The 15,907-nt window shown below is 29.9% G+C and carries 13 protein-coding genes and 1 pseudogene; 1 reads left to right on the top strand and 13 read right to left on the bottom strand.

Annotated elements, in window-relative coordinates:
• From PHEL85_RS09695 to PHEL85_RS09755, 13 genes and pseudogenes are all read right to left on the bottom strand, one after another.
• Positions 1-846, bottom strand: coding sequence for an MBL fold metallo-hydrolase (locus PHEL85_RS09695; RefSeq protein ID WP_036824513.1), 846 nt, complete (start codon positions 844-846; stop codon positions 1-3).
• 163 nt (positions 847-1,009) lie between these two features.
• Positions 1,010-1,189: a hypothetical protein gene (locus PHEL85_RS09700; protein WP_036824515.1), complete on the bottom strand. Its 180-nt coding sequence runs from the start codon at positions 1,187-1,189 to the stop codon at positions 1,010-1,012.
• A gap of 233 nt (positions 1,190-1,422) precedes the next feature.
• Entirely contained in the window at positions 1,423-4,560 is a 3,138-nt protein-coding gene (gene ccsA, locus PHEL85_RS09705) for a cytochrome c biogenesis protein (RefSeq protein WP_036824518.1), read from the bottom strand.
• 81 nt (positions 4,561-4,641) lie between these two features.
• Positions 4,642-6,141: an ammonia-forming cytochrome c nitrite reductase gene (nrfA, locus tag PHEL85_RS09710; RefSeq protein WP_036824521.1), complete on the bottom strand. Its 1,500-nt coding sequence runs from the start codon at positions 6,139-6,141 to the stop codon at positions 4,642-4,644.
• Between the two features lie 10 nt (positions 6,142-6,151).
• On the bottom strand, positions 6,152-6,745 hold the full coding sequence (nrfH, locus tag PHEL85_RS09715; RefSeq protein ID WP_081965110.1) for a cytochrome c nitrite reductase small subunit: 594 nt from the start codon (positions 6,743-6,745) through the stop codon (positions 6,152-6,154).
• Positions 6,746-7,070: 325 nt separating this feature from the next.
• Positions 7,071-7,547 (bottom strand): annotated as a pseudogene (locus PHEL85_RS18270) (alpha-hydroxy-acid oxidizing protein).
• A gap of 454 nt (positions 7,548-8,001) precedes the next feature.
• Positions 8,002-8,586 carry a lactate utilization protein C gene (locus tag PHEL85_RS09725; protein WP_036824524.1) on the bottom strand — a complete coding sequence of 195 codons (585 nt, stop codon included), beginning with the start codon at positions 8,584-8,586 and terminating at the stop codon, positions 8,002-8,004.
• Positions 8,586-9,950 carry a lactate utilization protein B gene (locus tag PHEL85_RS09730; RefSeq protein WP_036824527.1) on the bottom strand — a complete coding sequence of 455 codons (1,365 nt, stop codon included), beginning with the start codon at positions 9,948-9,950 and terminating at the stop codon, positions 8,586-8,588. The genes PHEL85_RS09725 and PHEL85_RS09730 overlap by 1 nt, the downstream gene beginning before the upstream one ends.
• Before the next feature lie 6 nt (positions 9,951-9,956).
• Positions 9,957-10,694: a (Fe-S)-binding protein gene (locus PHEL85_RS09735; RefSeq protein WP_036824530.1), complete on the bottom strand. Its 738-nt coding sequence runs from the start codon at positions 10,692-10,694 to the stop codon at positions 9,957-9,959.
• Between the two features lie 7 nt (positions 10,695-10,701).
• Positions 10,702-11,034, bottom strand: coding sequence for an L-rhamnose mutarotase (locus tag PHEL85_RS09740; RefSeq protein ID WP_036824533.1), 333 nt, complete (start codon positions 11,032-11,034; stop codon positions 10,702-10,704).
• A gap of 13 nt (positions 11,035-11,047) precedes the next feature.
• Positions 11,048-12,346, bottom strand: a complete 1,299-nt coding sequence (fucP, locus tag PHEL85_RS09745; protein WP_036824535.1) for an L-fucose:H+ symporter permease — start codon at positions 12,344-12,346, stop codon at positions 11,048-11,050.
• Between the two features lie 108 nt (positions 12,347-12,454).
• Entirely contained in the window at positions 12,455-13,894 is a 1,440-nt protein-coding gene (aldA, locus tag PHEL85_RS09750) for an aldehyde dehydrogenase (protein ID WP_036824537.1), read from the bottom strand.
• A 205-nt stretch (positions 13,895-14,099) separates the two neighbouring features.
• On the bottom strand, positions 14,100-14,999 hold the full coding sequence (locus PHEL85_RS09755) for a helix-turn-helix domain-containing protein (protein WP_036824539.1): 900 nt from the start codon (positions 14,997-14,999) through the stop codon (positions 14,100-14,102).
• A 100-nt stretch (positions 15,000-15,099) separates the two neighbouring features.
• On the opposite strand from PHEL85_RS09755, the gene rhaD reads away from it, so the two are divergent.
• Positions 15,100-15,894 carry a rhamnulose-1-phosphate aldolase gene (gene rhaD, locus PHEL85_RS09760; RefSeq protein ID WP_036824542.1) on the top strand — a complete coding sequence of 265 codons (795 nt, stop codon included), beginning with the start codon at positions 15,100-15,102 and terminating at the stop codon, positions 15,892-15,894.
• Positions 15,895-15,907: the final 13 nt, after the last annotated feature.

The raw sequence follows: 15,907 nt of genomic DNA on the forward strand, positions 1-15,907 counted from the left end.
TTAATTAAATATATCTAAAAATTTATGTGTGTTTTTTAATCTAACCCCTTTTTCTGTATGTTGAACTGTACAAAGTTCATTGTAAGCATCATGTTCTAAAAAAAGGTAATAATCCTTATCTGCAGCTTGGTTTAAAAATGCTGCTTTTTCTTTAATCGTTAACAAAGGCCTTGTATCATAACCCATAACATATGGCAAAGGAATATGACCAATAGTTGGTAATAAGTCTGCCATAAAAACGATGGTTTTTCCTTGGTAAGATAACATAGGTAACATTTGTTTCTCTGTATGACCATCCATAAAAAGGATATCAAAACCAATTTGATCTTTGTAATTGCTATGAATAAAATTTAATTGTCCGCTTTCTTTAATAGGATTGATATTTTCCTTTAAAAAGGATGCTTTTTCTCTTGCATTTGGTTCTGTTGCCCATTTCCAATGTTTATCATTAGACCAAAATTTTGCATTCTTAAAAGCAGGTTGTAAAAAAGTTCTATCAGAATTGTATTCGATAGCTCCTCCACAATGATCAAAATGTAAATGTGTTAAGAAAACATCTGTAATATCATCTCTATGAAAACCATGTTTTGCTAATGAAGTATCTAAAGAGAAATCTCCAAAAAGATAGTAATAACTAAAAAATTTATTAGATTGTTTGGCTCCTAAACCAGTATCAATAAGAATTAAACGATTTCCATCTTCAATAAGCATACTTCGCATGCTCATATCTATTAAATTATTATTGTCTGCTGGGTTTGTTTTTTGCCAAATAGTTTTAGGAACAACACCAAACATTGCCCCTCCATCTAACTTAAAATTACCAGTCTCTATTGGATATATTTTCATTCTGAGTAAATTAAAATCAATAATAAATTATCTATAAAAATAATAAATTAAGATTCAATATTAAACATTACTTTATAAAAGTAAACAGAAAGCAAATATGAAGAAAATAAAATAGGTTTTTGTTAAAAAACTCTAAAGGTTACCTATTAAACCTTTTTTTAATTTATGCAGTTCTTGAAGTATAACTTGGTTTTCTATTCACCTTTATTTTACTTAAAAACTTGGCAATTCTTATAATAACAAAAACTGAAACTGCTAAACCTAAAAGTACAGGTACTAATTGGCTTTCAAAGATTGATTGTGCTGTTGCAACGTTGTCTGGTGGTAAAATTTGTAAAAACATAATTTATAGTATTTTGTTTGGTTCAACAAAAGTACTAATGAACTTCAGTCTTTTATATTAATTTTCGATAAACGGTAGTTAAAGTTCGGTGAATTGCAATTTACCAACTATAAGTAAATCGCTATTTTACAGTTATTTAACTCAATTTAAATTAAAAAATGAAACTGTATTAGTTATATTGTAGCTACAAAACTCAACATTTTTTTGTTTTCACTAAAAGAGACAACTGGCAACTACTTACCCTTCTTAAACCTCTTATTTCTAAGATATGCCATTACAGAAACTATAATAACTATCGCAACTAATACATAAATAAATGTTGGGATTGGTACAGGATCTCCTGCTGCATAACTATGTAAACCAGATAAATAATAATTTACTCCAAAAGAGGTCATAATTATAGATCCAAAAGCAAAAACACTCACTGTATTTAGAACATAATTACTTCTTAAAGCGGGTATAAATCTTAAATGTAAAACTATTGCATACACAATTATACTAATTAGCGCCCAAGTTTCTTTTGGATCCCAAGCCCAATAACGTCCCCAAGATTCGTTTGCCCAAATTCCGCCTAAAAAAGTACCAACAGCCAATACAAACAAACCAATTGTCATTGATATTTCATTGATATAAGTAAGTTCTTTAATTTTAATATTAATGATTTTCTTTGTCTTTTCCGTTTTAAAAATCATTAATAACAAAGCCATAAAACCTAAAATTGCAGAAAGTGCTAATGGCGCATAACTACTTACAATGGTTGCAACATGGATTTTTAACCAAAATGATTTTAAAACAGGCATTAAATTGGTAATTTCTGGACTTAACCAATCTAAATAACTTACAAATAAAAGTGCTCCTGAAAATAACGTTGCTAGTGGCAATGAAAAATCTGATTTTCTAAACGTTAACAAACCACACAGTAATAAAACCCATGCAACAAAGATTAACATTTCGTAACCATTACTCCAAGGTGCATGTTGTGCAACATACCATCTTAAAATGATGTTTGCTGTAAAGCAAAGAAAAAAGATAAGGGTTAAAACAATGGTTCCGTTCCAAATAGCATCTACTAGCTTTTTTCTTGTTAGAATTTTTACTATTGATAAAATTAAAAGTAGGGTTCCTAAAACAAAAAACACTTGAAACAACCAAAAATTTAAGTTTAATTGATTGTACCATAATTCTGCTTCTACTCTTTTTCTACTCGGAATAATTTCTTTTCCTAAAACATCTTGAAATTTCTTTATGTACTCTAGTTTCTCACTGGCAGCAACCCAATTTTTATTGTTTACATCTTTAAAATAAGTAGCAGTTATGCTTTTAGCAAAGTTTCCATCTTCAATAGGAAAATCTTTAAAATCGTGTGTTGGACTATGCCATTTGTTATTCTCATCATTACTGTTTGGAAAAATTTTTAAATAATTTCCAGAAAAAACATTGTATAAAATATTGAAGCGCTCATCAACTTTTAAAACCTCTTTATCAAACTCACTTCTTTCTGCTGGTTTCTTTTTATTTGCGTTTTCAACTACTTTTCCTAATTTGTAATCTCCTTTATCATCTAACATACCAACAAAAGAAACCATGCCATTTTCGCTTATCTTTAAGTTCGAAAACAATTCTCCACCTTTTTTCTCATCAACCTTAATTAATGGAATGTACTGCCAAACATTGGCTGCAGATTGCATTGCTAAAAACGCCTGATTAGCATCTAAACGAATACTTTCTCCATTTTGAGTAAATTTAAAATAAGGTTTTCTAGTTAGTTTTCTCAAAAACTCTGAAGCCAATGTATTTATTGGCTTTATTCGTCCATCTAAATCTTGTACCATTAAACGTCCAAACAAATCTGCATGTTGCACGTCTATAGTTTGTTTCTGAATTGTTTCAATATTAATTACCGGATTTTTTTGCTGAGAAAAAGAACTACTTGTAATTGATAAGAACATTAATAACAATAATGCCGTTTTATTCTTTAGTTTTTTCAGTTTTTGGTTAATTTGAGTAAAACGAGATCCTTTACCAAAAAGAGTAAAAAACATACCAATCATCATTAAAAAATATCCTAAATAAGTAACATTTGTTCCTAAAGCATCGTGATTTACAGATAAAACGGTACCTAATTCATCAGTATCATAACTTGCCTGAAAAAAACGATACCCTTTATAATCTAAAACATTATTCATAAAAATTCTATGTAAAAAACGCTCCTCTCCATCAATAACCTGAACTTCACTTGCATATGCAGAAGGACTTGTAGAACCAGGATAACGATCTAATTGAAAATCATCTAAATGAATAGAAAAAGGAGTTCTAATAATTTTAGAACCATAAGATAAAGACATTTTTAAATTATCAAATTCTACTTTATGTTCTGTTGGTAAAAACCCTTGTCTATAAAGTAATTTTGTTTGTTTAAGTTTATCATTTACTTTCACATTTACAATTAAAGCATCGTCTTTTAGTTCATCATTATCTTTAGGTTTTTCAGCACCACTAACCAAATCTATTTTTCCTTTTGGGTGATATGATAAAAGCACAAAAGATGCATCTCCATCTCTATATAATGTTCTCAAATTTAAAGCATGTAAACTATCCTTTTTAATTGTACTAGCAGTTTCAGTAGCCATTACAAATGAGCTTAAATCTCTGGGAGAAAGAATGTTAAAAACACCTTCTTTTTCAGTAATATTAATGACATCTTCTTCATCAGATTCGAAACCAATTTTATGTTGATGCGCTCCAATAGCTTCTACTTCTCCTCTTTCTAAAAAGACAGTTTCTCTTCCGTTACCTGCAGAAACAACCATTTCAATTATAAATTTTCCATTTTTAGTATCTTCTACTATTTGAGGAACAGCGTCTGCAATAAAGTTATTATAAGAAACAGTAATAGGTAGATTATTAAAATCTGTTTCAACACTAAAATTATTATTACTTATAGGAGAGAAACTTAATTGTTTACTAATTGTCTTTGTTTTTTTTCCGTCTGTTAAATGAATGTGAATGTAATTATTACTAGATAATATTACATTTGATGAAGCTCCTTCTCTTACCCTCATAATTCCTCCATACGAAGCGTATCTTGTAATACTTGCTCCAATTAGAATAACCACAAATGATAAATGAAATAATAAAATAGGCCATTTTTTGAGAGACCATAAATTATATTTAAAAATATTAAAAATAAAGCAAACTCCTAAACCTAACATTACCATTTCAAACCACCAAGCATCATAAACAATTTTCCAAGCAGTTGTTATACCATAATCATTCTCTATAAAAGTTGCAACAGCCATAGATACTGCAAATGTTAGCAATAAGATAATTGCTAAAAAAGATGAGGAAAAAATTTTTGATAATCTATTCATTGAATGGCGCTTTAGTTTTTATACATAAAAAAGATACCTTCTTAAATTAAAAAAGGTATCTTTCTTTTTATTGATTGATGCTTATTTTTTTAATGAAGCATTTGTATTAATTTCCATTTTATCTTCTCGTTTTTTAGCTTCTTCTAACCATTTTGGTAATAGATTTTTCTTAAATGCTGCCTTTTCAGCTCTTAATTTTTTCATATCTAAACCAATATATTCTTGGGCTAATTCTTTAGTAGAAACATCTGGCATATCTATTGGTTTGTTATGACCTAAAGTAGCTAACATTCTTGCTAATTTTATTCTTGCATCTTGTGCTTTTACCAAACCTCCTCCAATAACTCTTGCTGTTTCAACAGGTGAGTGAAAAGAAGCTCCATGAGATGCTGCAGAATAATCCCAACGCCATTGAGCGTGTCTAATATCTACTAAAATATCTTTCATTTGTGCTTCTGTTGCACCTAAATCCCAACATTTTTTTGCTTCTAAATGAGCTCTCACTAATAAATCTTCTAAGTTTAATCTATTTTCTTTTGCTTTGTTTTGTCTCTCATAAACATTAGCAATTAACTTTTTAGAATCTTCTCTGTGACAAACCTGACATGCATTTGATGTATTGTTTAAAGGAGATTGAATATGGTGATCTGTAAATTTCTGACCACCTTCACTTTTATAAGGCATATGGCAATCTGCACAAGAAACACCTCTATCTGCATGAACCCCAGTTACGAAAGTTTCATATCCTGGATGTTGTGCTTTTAACATTGGTGTTCTACTAATTTTATGAGTCCAATCAGAAAATTTAATATTATCATAATATTCTTCCATTGCTTCAACAGTCATACCGTTTTCCCAAGGAAACTTTAAATAAGGAACTCCTTCTTTACCAGATATTTTTTTATCAAAATAATATTCAACATGACATTGAGCACAAACTAAAGATCTCATTTCGTTATGAGTTGCTTTATTAATGTCTTTACCCATAGCATCAAAAGCTTCTACAAGTGCTGGTCTAGAAATTTGTAATTTCATTGTCTTTGGATTATGACAATCTGCACAACCAATATTATTTACAATTTCTGCTCCTTTATCTGCCCATTTTCCACTATAAAATTCAGCAACACCAATTTCGTTCATTAATCTTGGTACATCAGGACTTTTACAGGTCCAACAAGTTGCTGGCATTGGTCCATCACCTTTTCCTTTAGGTCCACCAGTTCTTAATGAGTTTCTAAGGTCTTCAATTGCATAAGCATGTCCTCTACCTTGATTGTAATCTTTTGAAAAACCATAACCTGCAAATAGAATTACTAAATTAGGATCTTCTTCTAAAACATCACGCATTGCAGAACCACCTTGAAAAGAGGCAAAAGTAGTATCTAATGTTTGTAATGAAGATTGATATTCTAATGGAAAATTTTCTCCCCAAACCTCATTTCTTGGTTCATTTTCAGAAATATTTACCTGAGGAACATATTTATATTTTGCTTCTGATTTTCTATTTACAATACTCGAGGCTAAAAGCCCTAATAAGAAAACCACTATAATTGTTACTACAAATAGTACTTTATTTTTCATCTTAAAATATTTATTTTTTTATTTTTTCAGCTAACCAAGAAGGAATAACAGTTTCTTCTTGATCTGTTGGCAAAGGCGCAACATTAAACTTAATTGTTAATAAACCATGTACTTTTCCATGAGGAACTTGTTTATGGCAACTCCAACATTTTCTTGTAGTTCTATTCTCTTTATGATTTTCTAAATAACCATCATACTTTGTTTGAGTTACTAACTGAACATGACAGCGAATACAATTGTTTTGAACCACTTCTTGAGAAGCTTCTTTCATTTCAATTACATCTGGCTCTGCTCTTGCTGTAAAAACGGAGGCATGATACAAACCGTCTTTGGCTTTAAAGAAATATTTATTAAAAACATTATCATGGGGTACATGACAATCATTACATTTTGCCCATTGTCTATGAGAACTATGCATCCAACTATTATAAACTGGTGTCATCACATGGCAATTTACACAAGCTTGAGGATCGTCTGAAAGATAAGAAATCACTTTAGATTCTTTTGCCATAAACAAACCTAAACCGATAATGACAGCTATAAAAAATAATGCCGTTTTTCTCCAATTAGACTCTTTTGGTAAAATTTTTATTTTATTTTTCAATATGATTTTTATTTCTCTTATCTAAAAAATGATTTAACTCAAATTGTATTTAGGCTTACTTTAATATAAATCAAAAGTACTTTTAACAAATTTTATGATTCATGACAAATGTCATAAAATCATAAATAAAGACCTTTATATCTTATGTTTCGTTTTGTAATATACAAAAAAAAGCCTCAATCTAAAAGATTAAGGCTTTTGAGGTGTCTAGCGAATCCGCTATCTGCAACATAATAATCTTGTGGATGTTCAATAAGAAGTTTCCATTCTACTCCTCCTTGTTTTAAAACTTTTTTGTGCAATTCAGGAAATGAACTGTAATTTTCTAAAAACTTTTTTTTACTAAATAATTCATAGCAACTATAGAAGATTGCCCCGCATCTAATTGACGACCTCTATGATTTGATACAATAATACCATCTAAATCAATAGATCTTTTAGCATCTTCTTTGCTTACTACTCATTTTATAATTAATTTACCTTTCCAATGATCGCGAATTGAAGCAATTCTATCTTCATTTAATCTACCAGAAAAAGTAGCATTCATAAATTCTCCTAACTTTTTTAAGCTAAGTTCTTTTTTGGGCATATATTTTTTCAAAGTTTTAAAACTTGTCTGTCCATGCATTAAAGTCTGTAAAGTCCAATCTGGCTTTCTCATTACTTCAATAATATTTTTAAGACTCATACTTGGGTGCATTGCCAATCCATCAAAAACATCACATGGTCTAAATCCAAATGTAGGCACATCAGCTAAAATAACTAGTAAGTCTGTACCAACAGCAGCAGCTCTATCTAACAAATCACGTTTTACAGTTTCTTCTGCTGGGTGATATAATAAAAATCATGATTTTTCTTCTGTAATTTCTGCCATACGCTTTATACTAGAAGTATTAACTGTACTTAATATAAATGGAATATTATGTTTCTTTGCAGATTTAGCCAAAATCTCTCGAGAATTTGGTTACATCAGTCCTTGTAAATCTACAGAAGCAATTCCAAAAGGCACATCATATGTATGACCAAACAGTTCTGTTTTTATCTAAATTGAAATCTTCATTACATCTACCATCTAAATATTCAAAAGCAACCTTTGGCACTTTTACCATTGCTCTTTTTCTTAAATCATCAACTGATAGGTATTTTCAATTAAATTTTAAATTTATTTTAATAACTGTTATTTTTTGTGAGTAAACAACTTATGATTTGCAATAGTTAAAAAAAAGATATTACAATATTTTAGGTTTGTCTAATTTTTATATCAAAATAACAGATAAACTCATTGCTCCTTGTGCTCCAACAACTAAACATTGTTCAATATCAGCAGTCTTTGATGGACCAGAAATAAAAACTCCAAACGTTCTCTCTCTTTCTGATATCAATTGAAATCCTTCATGCATATGTTGGCATATTTTTTCTTTTTCTAAAACGAGAACCAAATCATTTGTGATAAAAGGTAAAACCCTAACTGGAAACGAATTTTCAGAAATCCATACAGCACCATTTTCAGCAACGCCAAATTCGCCTTGTATAATCGCTAAATCGATATTTTGTAAATCTTTTGGATTAGTTTCCTCAGAAATTGATATTGATGTCAAAGAAGTTAACTTCTTACTACAGTCAACAATTTCTTTTGCATTTGGATATTGTTTTTTTATTACATCTTCAATAGTTTCAGAAGATTCTAATTCATTAATAGTACCACCAACTACTTGAGCTTTTTCTTTAAATTCTTCTAATAAATTGATGTCTTCGATAAAATTATTTAAATCTATTTCTGGTAGAGGAATACCTGTTGGTTTGTTTTCTTTAATCGATTTTAATATAGCTTCTCTACCCATTATTTCTTTCTTTTAACTTTATACCATTGATCAAAATTTTGACCTTTTACTTCAGGTAAATCACGAGCTTTACCCCATGCATTCAATTTAGAGTATACAATAAATCTTGGAGCATACTTTAGCATAAACCTAGCCATTCTACCACTAAAATTATATAATTTTCGATTAGCTAAAACTCCTCCTGCAACTTTTAAAATAGATTTCTTAACAACAGGTTGTTTTACATCTTTAACAATTACTTGTCGCCATTTGTACAACTGTTCGTGAATGTTAATTTTAACAGGACAAACATTAGAACAAGATCCACATAAAGTAGATGCAAATGGTAAAGAACTATGTTTTGTCAAGTCTTTTCCTGGTGACAAAATTGATCCAATTGGTCCTGGAATAGTAGCATCGTAACTATGACCACCACTTCTTCTGTAAATAGGACATGTATTCATACAAGCACCACAACGAATACAGTGTAAAGATGCTCTAAAATCTTCTCTACTTAATTGTTCTGTTCTTCCATTATCAACAATAACAATATGCATTTCTTTTCCTTTAGCAGGTTTGTTGAAATGAGAAGAATAGGTAGTAATTGGTTGTCCTGTAGCACTTCTTGCAAGCAATCGTAAAAAGACTCCTAAATTTTTTTCTTTTGGAATAATTTTTTCAATCCCCATAGAAGCAATATGAACGTTTGCTAAATGAGAACCCATATCTGCATTACCTTCATTTGTACAAACTACAATTCCGCCAGTTTCTGCAATAGCAAAATTTACACCAGTTATAGCTGCATCTGCATTTAAAAATTTATTTCTAAGATGTTTTCTTGCTTCATTTGTTAAATATTCAGGATTTCCACCACTTGGTTCAGTTCCTAAATGTTCTTGAAACAATTCATCTACTTCTTCTTTTGTTTTATGAATTGCAGGTAAAACAATATGACTTGGTGTTTCTTTTGCAATTTGTACAATATACTCACCTAAATCTGTATCAACAACTTCAATACCTTGCGCTTCTAAATGTGGGTTTAAATGACATTCTTCAGTAAGCATAGACTTACTTTTTACTACTTTTTTAGCATTGTTGTCTGCTAATATTTTAGAAACAATTTCATTGTGTTCTTTTGCATCCGAAGCCCAATGAACTTTTATGCCATTATTTTGAGCATTTTTTTCAAATTCAATTAAATAGTTATCTAAGTTAGATAAAACATTGGCTTTAATACCAGAAGCAACATCTCTTAAATGTTCCCAACCAATAACACCATGCGCTGATTTATCTCTCTTTTCTCTAACATACCACAAAGCTTTGTCGTGCCAATTAACCTTAGCCTCGTCTTTATTAAATTCTGTTGCTTTTTCTGCGTGAGCCATAGTTGTTTATATACTTTTGTTTAATATTTCTGCTATATGCATCACTTTTAAAGGTTTTTTTTGTCTATTAATTAAACCTTCTAAATGCATTAAACAAGAATGATCTGCTCCTGTAATTACTTCTACATCACTATCTATATGATCTTGGATTCTATCTTTTCCCATTTTTACTGAAATAGCTTCTTCAAAAACAGAAAATGTTCCTCCAAAACCACAACATTCATCTTTTCTATTTAAGGACATTAATTCTAATCCTTCAACAGCATTTAATAAATTTTCTTCAGTAGAAAAATGTGGATCCATTCTTTCTGAACAAGATCCTAAGTGTAAACCACGTAATCCGTGACAACTTTTGTGTAAACCTACTTTATGTGGAAATTTAGCACCTAAATCAGTTTTACCTAATATTTTAGTGATAAACTCACATAATTCATAAGCATTGTTTCTAACTTTTATTACATCTGGTGTTTGTTCTAAAATGTCAAAATGTTTTTTAACATGATAAATACAACTTCCAGAAGGACCTACGATATAGTCATATTCTTTAAAATTTTCAACAAATAATTGACAAGCTCCTTTTGAGTCGTCTTCATATCCTGAATTTCCTAAAGGTTGTCCACAACACGTTTGAGTTGATGGATAATAAACATCAACATTTAGCTTCTCTAGTAATTCTAAAGTTGCAATTGCTACTTGTGGATATAATTGATTTACATAACAAGGAATGAATAATCCTACTTTCATTGAGAGGTTATTTTAATTTATAAATTTGATCCATTAACATCCATTTTTCACCTTCTTTTGCGAAGGGTAATTTTTGTTGATATTTCCACATAAGATTTTCCCATTCTTGGACTTTTGGGTTCTCTAAATCCATCATAGTTTTCTTTTCAAAAGTAAAAGAATCGTTTACTTCCATAATCATAAATAAGCGATTACCAGTTAAGTAAATATCTAAGTTTTCAATACCAGCAGATGTTATACTTTTCGTGATTTCTGGCCAAATTTTTTCATGATATTTTTTATATTCTGAAATTAATTTAGGGTCATTAATTAGATCTAGAGCAAAACAATATCTCTTCATCAAATCGAAAATTTTATTTATAAAATTTTAATGTTCTATAACCATATAAAGCAATAAAACAGAAACAAATAAATGGTAATATAAAAGAGAAATTAACTCCAGAGAATGGTCCAATAGATTCCATGTCTATCATTAATCCTTGTAAAATAGGCATTAATGCACCACCTACAATTGCCATTACTAAACCTGCTGCACCTAAAGCTGTATCTTCTTCTGTAAGGCCATCTAATGCAATACCATAAATGGTTGGAAACATTAAAGACATAAATGCAGAAGTAGCAACTAATAAATATAAACCAGTTATTCCTTCAATTAAAATTACGCCAGATATAGTTGTCATTGCACAAAGAGCAAAAATCATTAGTAATTTTTTTGAGTTTATATACTTCATTAAAAAAGTACTAATAAATCTACTTCCTAAAAAAATAGACATCGCAACAATATTGTAATTTTGTGCTTCTGATTTTGCGATACCTAAATTACCTGCGTATTGAATAATAAACGTCCAGCACATAATTTGAGCTGCTACATAAAATAATTGTGCTAAAACGCCTTCTTTATATTTTCCGTTTTTAAATAATCTCTTAAAAGAATCTGCCGCACTTGAATGTTTTTCTACTTTTGTTCTTTGTGGCATTTTAATAACAGCAATTAAGATAAGCATCGCAATAACAACAAAACCTAAAATAACGTAAGGATTTCTAATGATTTCTAAATCATGTGTTCTAATTACTGCTTTTTTTGCATCACTTAATGTTGAAAAAATAAGTTCTCCAGCTTCGTTTCTTTTATCAGAATCTAAAGCAACTAAGATAAATTTTGAAGCTACAAACATTCCAAATAATGAACCAATAGGATTAAAAGCTTGTGCTAAATTTAAACGTTGAGTTGCTGTTTCTGAATCTCCCATAGAAAGGATAAATGGGTTTGCTGTTGTTTCTAAAAAAGCTAGCCCAAAAGTTAAGATATATAAAGATCCTAAAAAGAAACCAAATACTTCAAATTCTGCAGCAGGAAAAAATAATAATGCTCCAACAGCATATAATGATAAACCTAAAAGAATTCCTTTTTTATAACTATATTTTCTTACAAATAAAGCTGCAGGAATTGCCATTGTAGCATAACCACCATAAAAAGCCAATTGTACTAATGCTGCTTTTGCTGTAGAAATTTCCATAACAGTACCAAAGGCTGCCACCATTGGGTTCGTAATATCATTTGCAAACCCCCATAGAGAGAATAATGAAGTTATTACTATAAATGGAAGCAAATACTCTTTTGAAACTACGGGTATTTTTTTTAAGTTACTCATTATATATATATATTTATTTTTAAAAATAAGAAAACACTTTTAAAAAGATACTTGATTTGAGAGGTTATCTTGGAATTTAAAAGTGTTTTATTTTATGTCAGAAAATTCTTACCTGTATTGTGCGTAAATAACTTTAGTTTGAAGGTATTCTTCCATTCCGTGTTTACCATCAGCACCACCTATACCAGATTTTTTCCATCCAGCGTGAAAACCTTGAATTGCTTCAAAATGTTCTCTGTTTATATATGTTTCTCCATACTGTAATTCTTCTGCAGCATGCATAACTTTATTAAAGTTTTCAGAGAATATAGAAGATGTTAATCCAAATTCACAGTCATTAGCTAAAGCAATTGCTTCATCAAGTGTACTAAATTTCATCACTGGTAAAACAGGACCAAATACTTCTTCTTGAATAATTTGCATGTTCTGAGTTACATTAGTTAATAAAGTTGGTTGATAAAAATACCCTTTATCATATCCTGGAGTTCTAGACCCACCTAAAACAACTTCAGCTCCTTCTTTCTTCGCATATTCTACCATTTCAGAAACTTTATCTAATTGCGCTTTAGAAACTAAAGAGCTCATATCCGGGTTGTTTTCAGAAAATGCGTCTTCAACTTTTAAAGTTTTCATTTTTGCAGCAACCATGTCTAAAAATTGGTCATGAATAGATTCTTCTACATAAAGACGTTCTGCACAGTTACATACTTGACCGCTAAACGTAACTCTAGAAGTTACAACAGCGTTAACAGCTAATTCTAAATTAGCATCTGCACATACAATTGCAGGAGCCTTACCTCCTAATTCTAATGATACTTTTGTAATATTTTTTGAAGCAGCTTCCATTACCATTTGACCAGCGCCAACACTACCAGTTAAACTAATTATACCTGTAATAGGGCTTGATGAAAGTGCATTACCAACAATACTACCTTTACCACAAACGTAATTTAATACACCGGCAGGAATATTTATTTTTTCAATTAACTCAGCAAACTCCATAACTGTATTAGGTGCTATAGAACTTGGGTTAATTACACATGTGTTTCCTGTAATTAAAGAACCTGCAACTTTTCTAGCCATTACAAAGAATGGAAAGTTCCAAGGTAAAATACCTACTGCTACACCAATTGGTGCTTTATGTAAAAAGATGTGCTCTTTTGCACGATCACTTTGTATAATTTCTCCTTCAATTCTTCTTGCAAAACCTGCATAATAATCAAAATAATCTGCAGTTACATCAATTTCAACTTGAGCTAACCCTATTACTTTAGCTTGTTCTGCAGCTAGTGTTTTAGCTAAAGAAATTCTGTTTTCACGAATAATAGTAGCCATTTTAGTTAAATAATTTGCTCTCTGAATTGCTGGAAGAGATTTCCATGCATGTTGTGATGCTTGAGCAGCATTTAACGCTAAATTTGCATCTGTAACACTTCCTACAGGCATTAATGATAACACCTCTTCAGTACAAGGGTTTAAAATTTCAATTACTTCTGTGGAAGTTGATTTAACAAACTTTCCGTTTATAAATTGATCAAATTGTTTCATGTTAAAAGGTTTTTACGGTTAATTATAGACTTATGCTTATTGAGGAATGTGTTTTCTATAAGCGAATAAGAAATTTAATATTTTGGTTTTGTACAAACATATAAATAGAATGCTCTAAAGTATTTATCTAGAACAATCAATAATATGTACAATTTAAACATTTACCTTTTTCGTGATGATTTTTCCTTGATTAAAAGGAGTGCTGTTAGGTGTATTTCCCTGATTTATAAACAGCAGGTGTTAAGCCTGTTACGGATTTAAAAACTCTAGAAAAGTGATATCGATCTGAAAACCCTAGATTAAATGCAACATCTTCAATTGTATTGTTAGAATGTTCAAATAAATCACAAGCTTTTGCAATTTTTCTATTCTGAATAAAATTATGAACAGAAATATTCATTTCTTGTTTAAATAATCTAGCAAAAGAATTTGAGGCCATATGCACTACGTCTGCAATTTCTGAATTACTTAATTTTTTATTTACATTTATTTCTATAAAACGAATTACTTTTAAAACTCGGTCATCCATGTTTATAGTTTTCCATAATTCTGGACCTATATTAGTAAGTGTTTCTTTTATAAAAGCTTGTAATTTTAAATTAAAAGTTAATTTAAAGTCTGTATTTTCTATTTTTAACCTTTCTGTTAAGTATGTTAACCTTTCTTTTAAATAATCGGTTAATTCAATTTCAATAATACGAGGATACACATTATCAAAAGGTACTCCTAAATTAAAATGCGTAAAGAAATGAAACAACGATTTATCTTCATAGTTGATTTCTTCAATAGTATTTGTTAAATGTTTACCTGAAACATGGATACCTGTTTTGTAAATATGGTTTTTGGTAAATCGAGAAGAAAATGATGTAAACGGAGGAATAATGTATAACATCTCTGGTCTCATAGATGTAATTTTATCATTGTGTATTAATTCACCACCTTCATTTTTGTTCCAATATATTCTCCAGTATGGAAAAACCATATCATGGCAATCCCATAAATCTAACAACCAGTATCTGCAGCATAACAGCTTTAGTTTTAGGTTAATAAAGTTTTGATTGTTTGTAGAGGGATCTCCTAATCCTGTGTTTTTAGAAATCTTCATTTTTTAAACAATGTTTAAATTAGATACAAAAATACGTTTTTTGAATATTTTTTAAACTGAATAATCTAATAATTTTGTTGACTAAATTAATGAATAGATTATGAAGACTTTAAAACTTCCAATTGAAGTACAACAAGAATTAAAACAAGTATCTAAAGTAGCAGGATATTTATGGCAAAGAGAATGGGCAGAAAGAAATGCTGGTAATATTTCCATGAACTTAACATCGTTTTTTAAAAAAGAAGATGTTCAGGGAATTGGAGAAGAAGTTCCTTTCGATTTTCCTAAAGAATCAGCTGGATTTGTAATTTATATTACTGGAACAGGATGTTACTTAAGAGATTTAGTAGATATGCTAGAAGAAGTATCATGTATTCTTTATATAAATGAAGATGCATCAGCATATTCTATTATTTGGGGAGGAAACAGACCTAATTTTGGACCAACATGTGAGTTGATTTCTCATGCAAGTATCCATTTATTTAACTCTAAATATCACCCAGAAAATTTAGCAGTTGTTCATACGCATCCAATTGAATTGATTTGTATGAGTCATCATGAGTTATTTGATGATGAAGAAGAATTAAATAGACAATTATGGATGATGTGTCCTGAGGTGAGAGTATTTGTACCTAAAGGAGTTCATTGCACACCTTATGCATTATCTAGTACAGCACAATTAGCAGAAGTAACTATGGAAGCTTTTAAAACTAGAAATGTTTCTTTATGGGAAAAACACGGAGCTACTGCAACAGCACCAGATGTAATGAAAGCTTGGGACTTTTTAGATGTATCAAACAAAGGAGCTAAATTATTGTTAACATGTTGGGCAGCAGGTTTTAAACCAGCAGGTTTGTCTAACGATCAATTAACGGAATTAGAACAGTTTATTTAAACTTAAAAACATT

Source organism: Polaribacter sp. Hel1_85, from assembly GCF_000766795.1.
Lineage (GTDB): Bacteria > Bacteroidota > Bacteroidia > Flavobacteriales > Flavobacteriaceae > Polaribacter.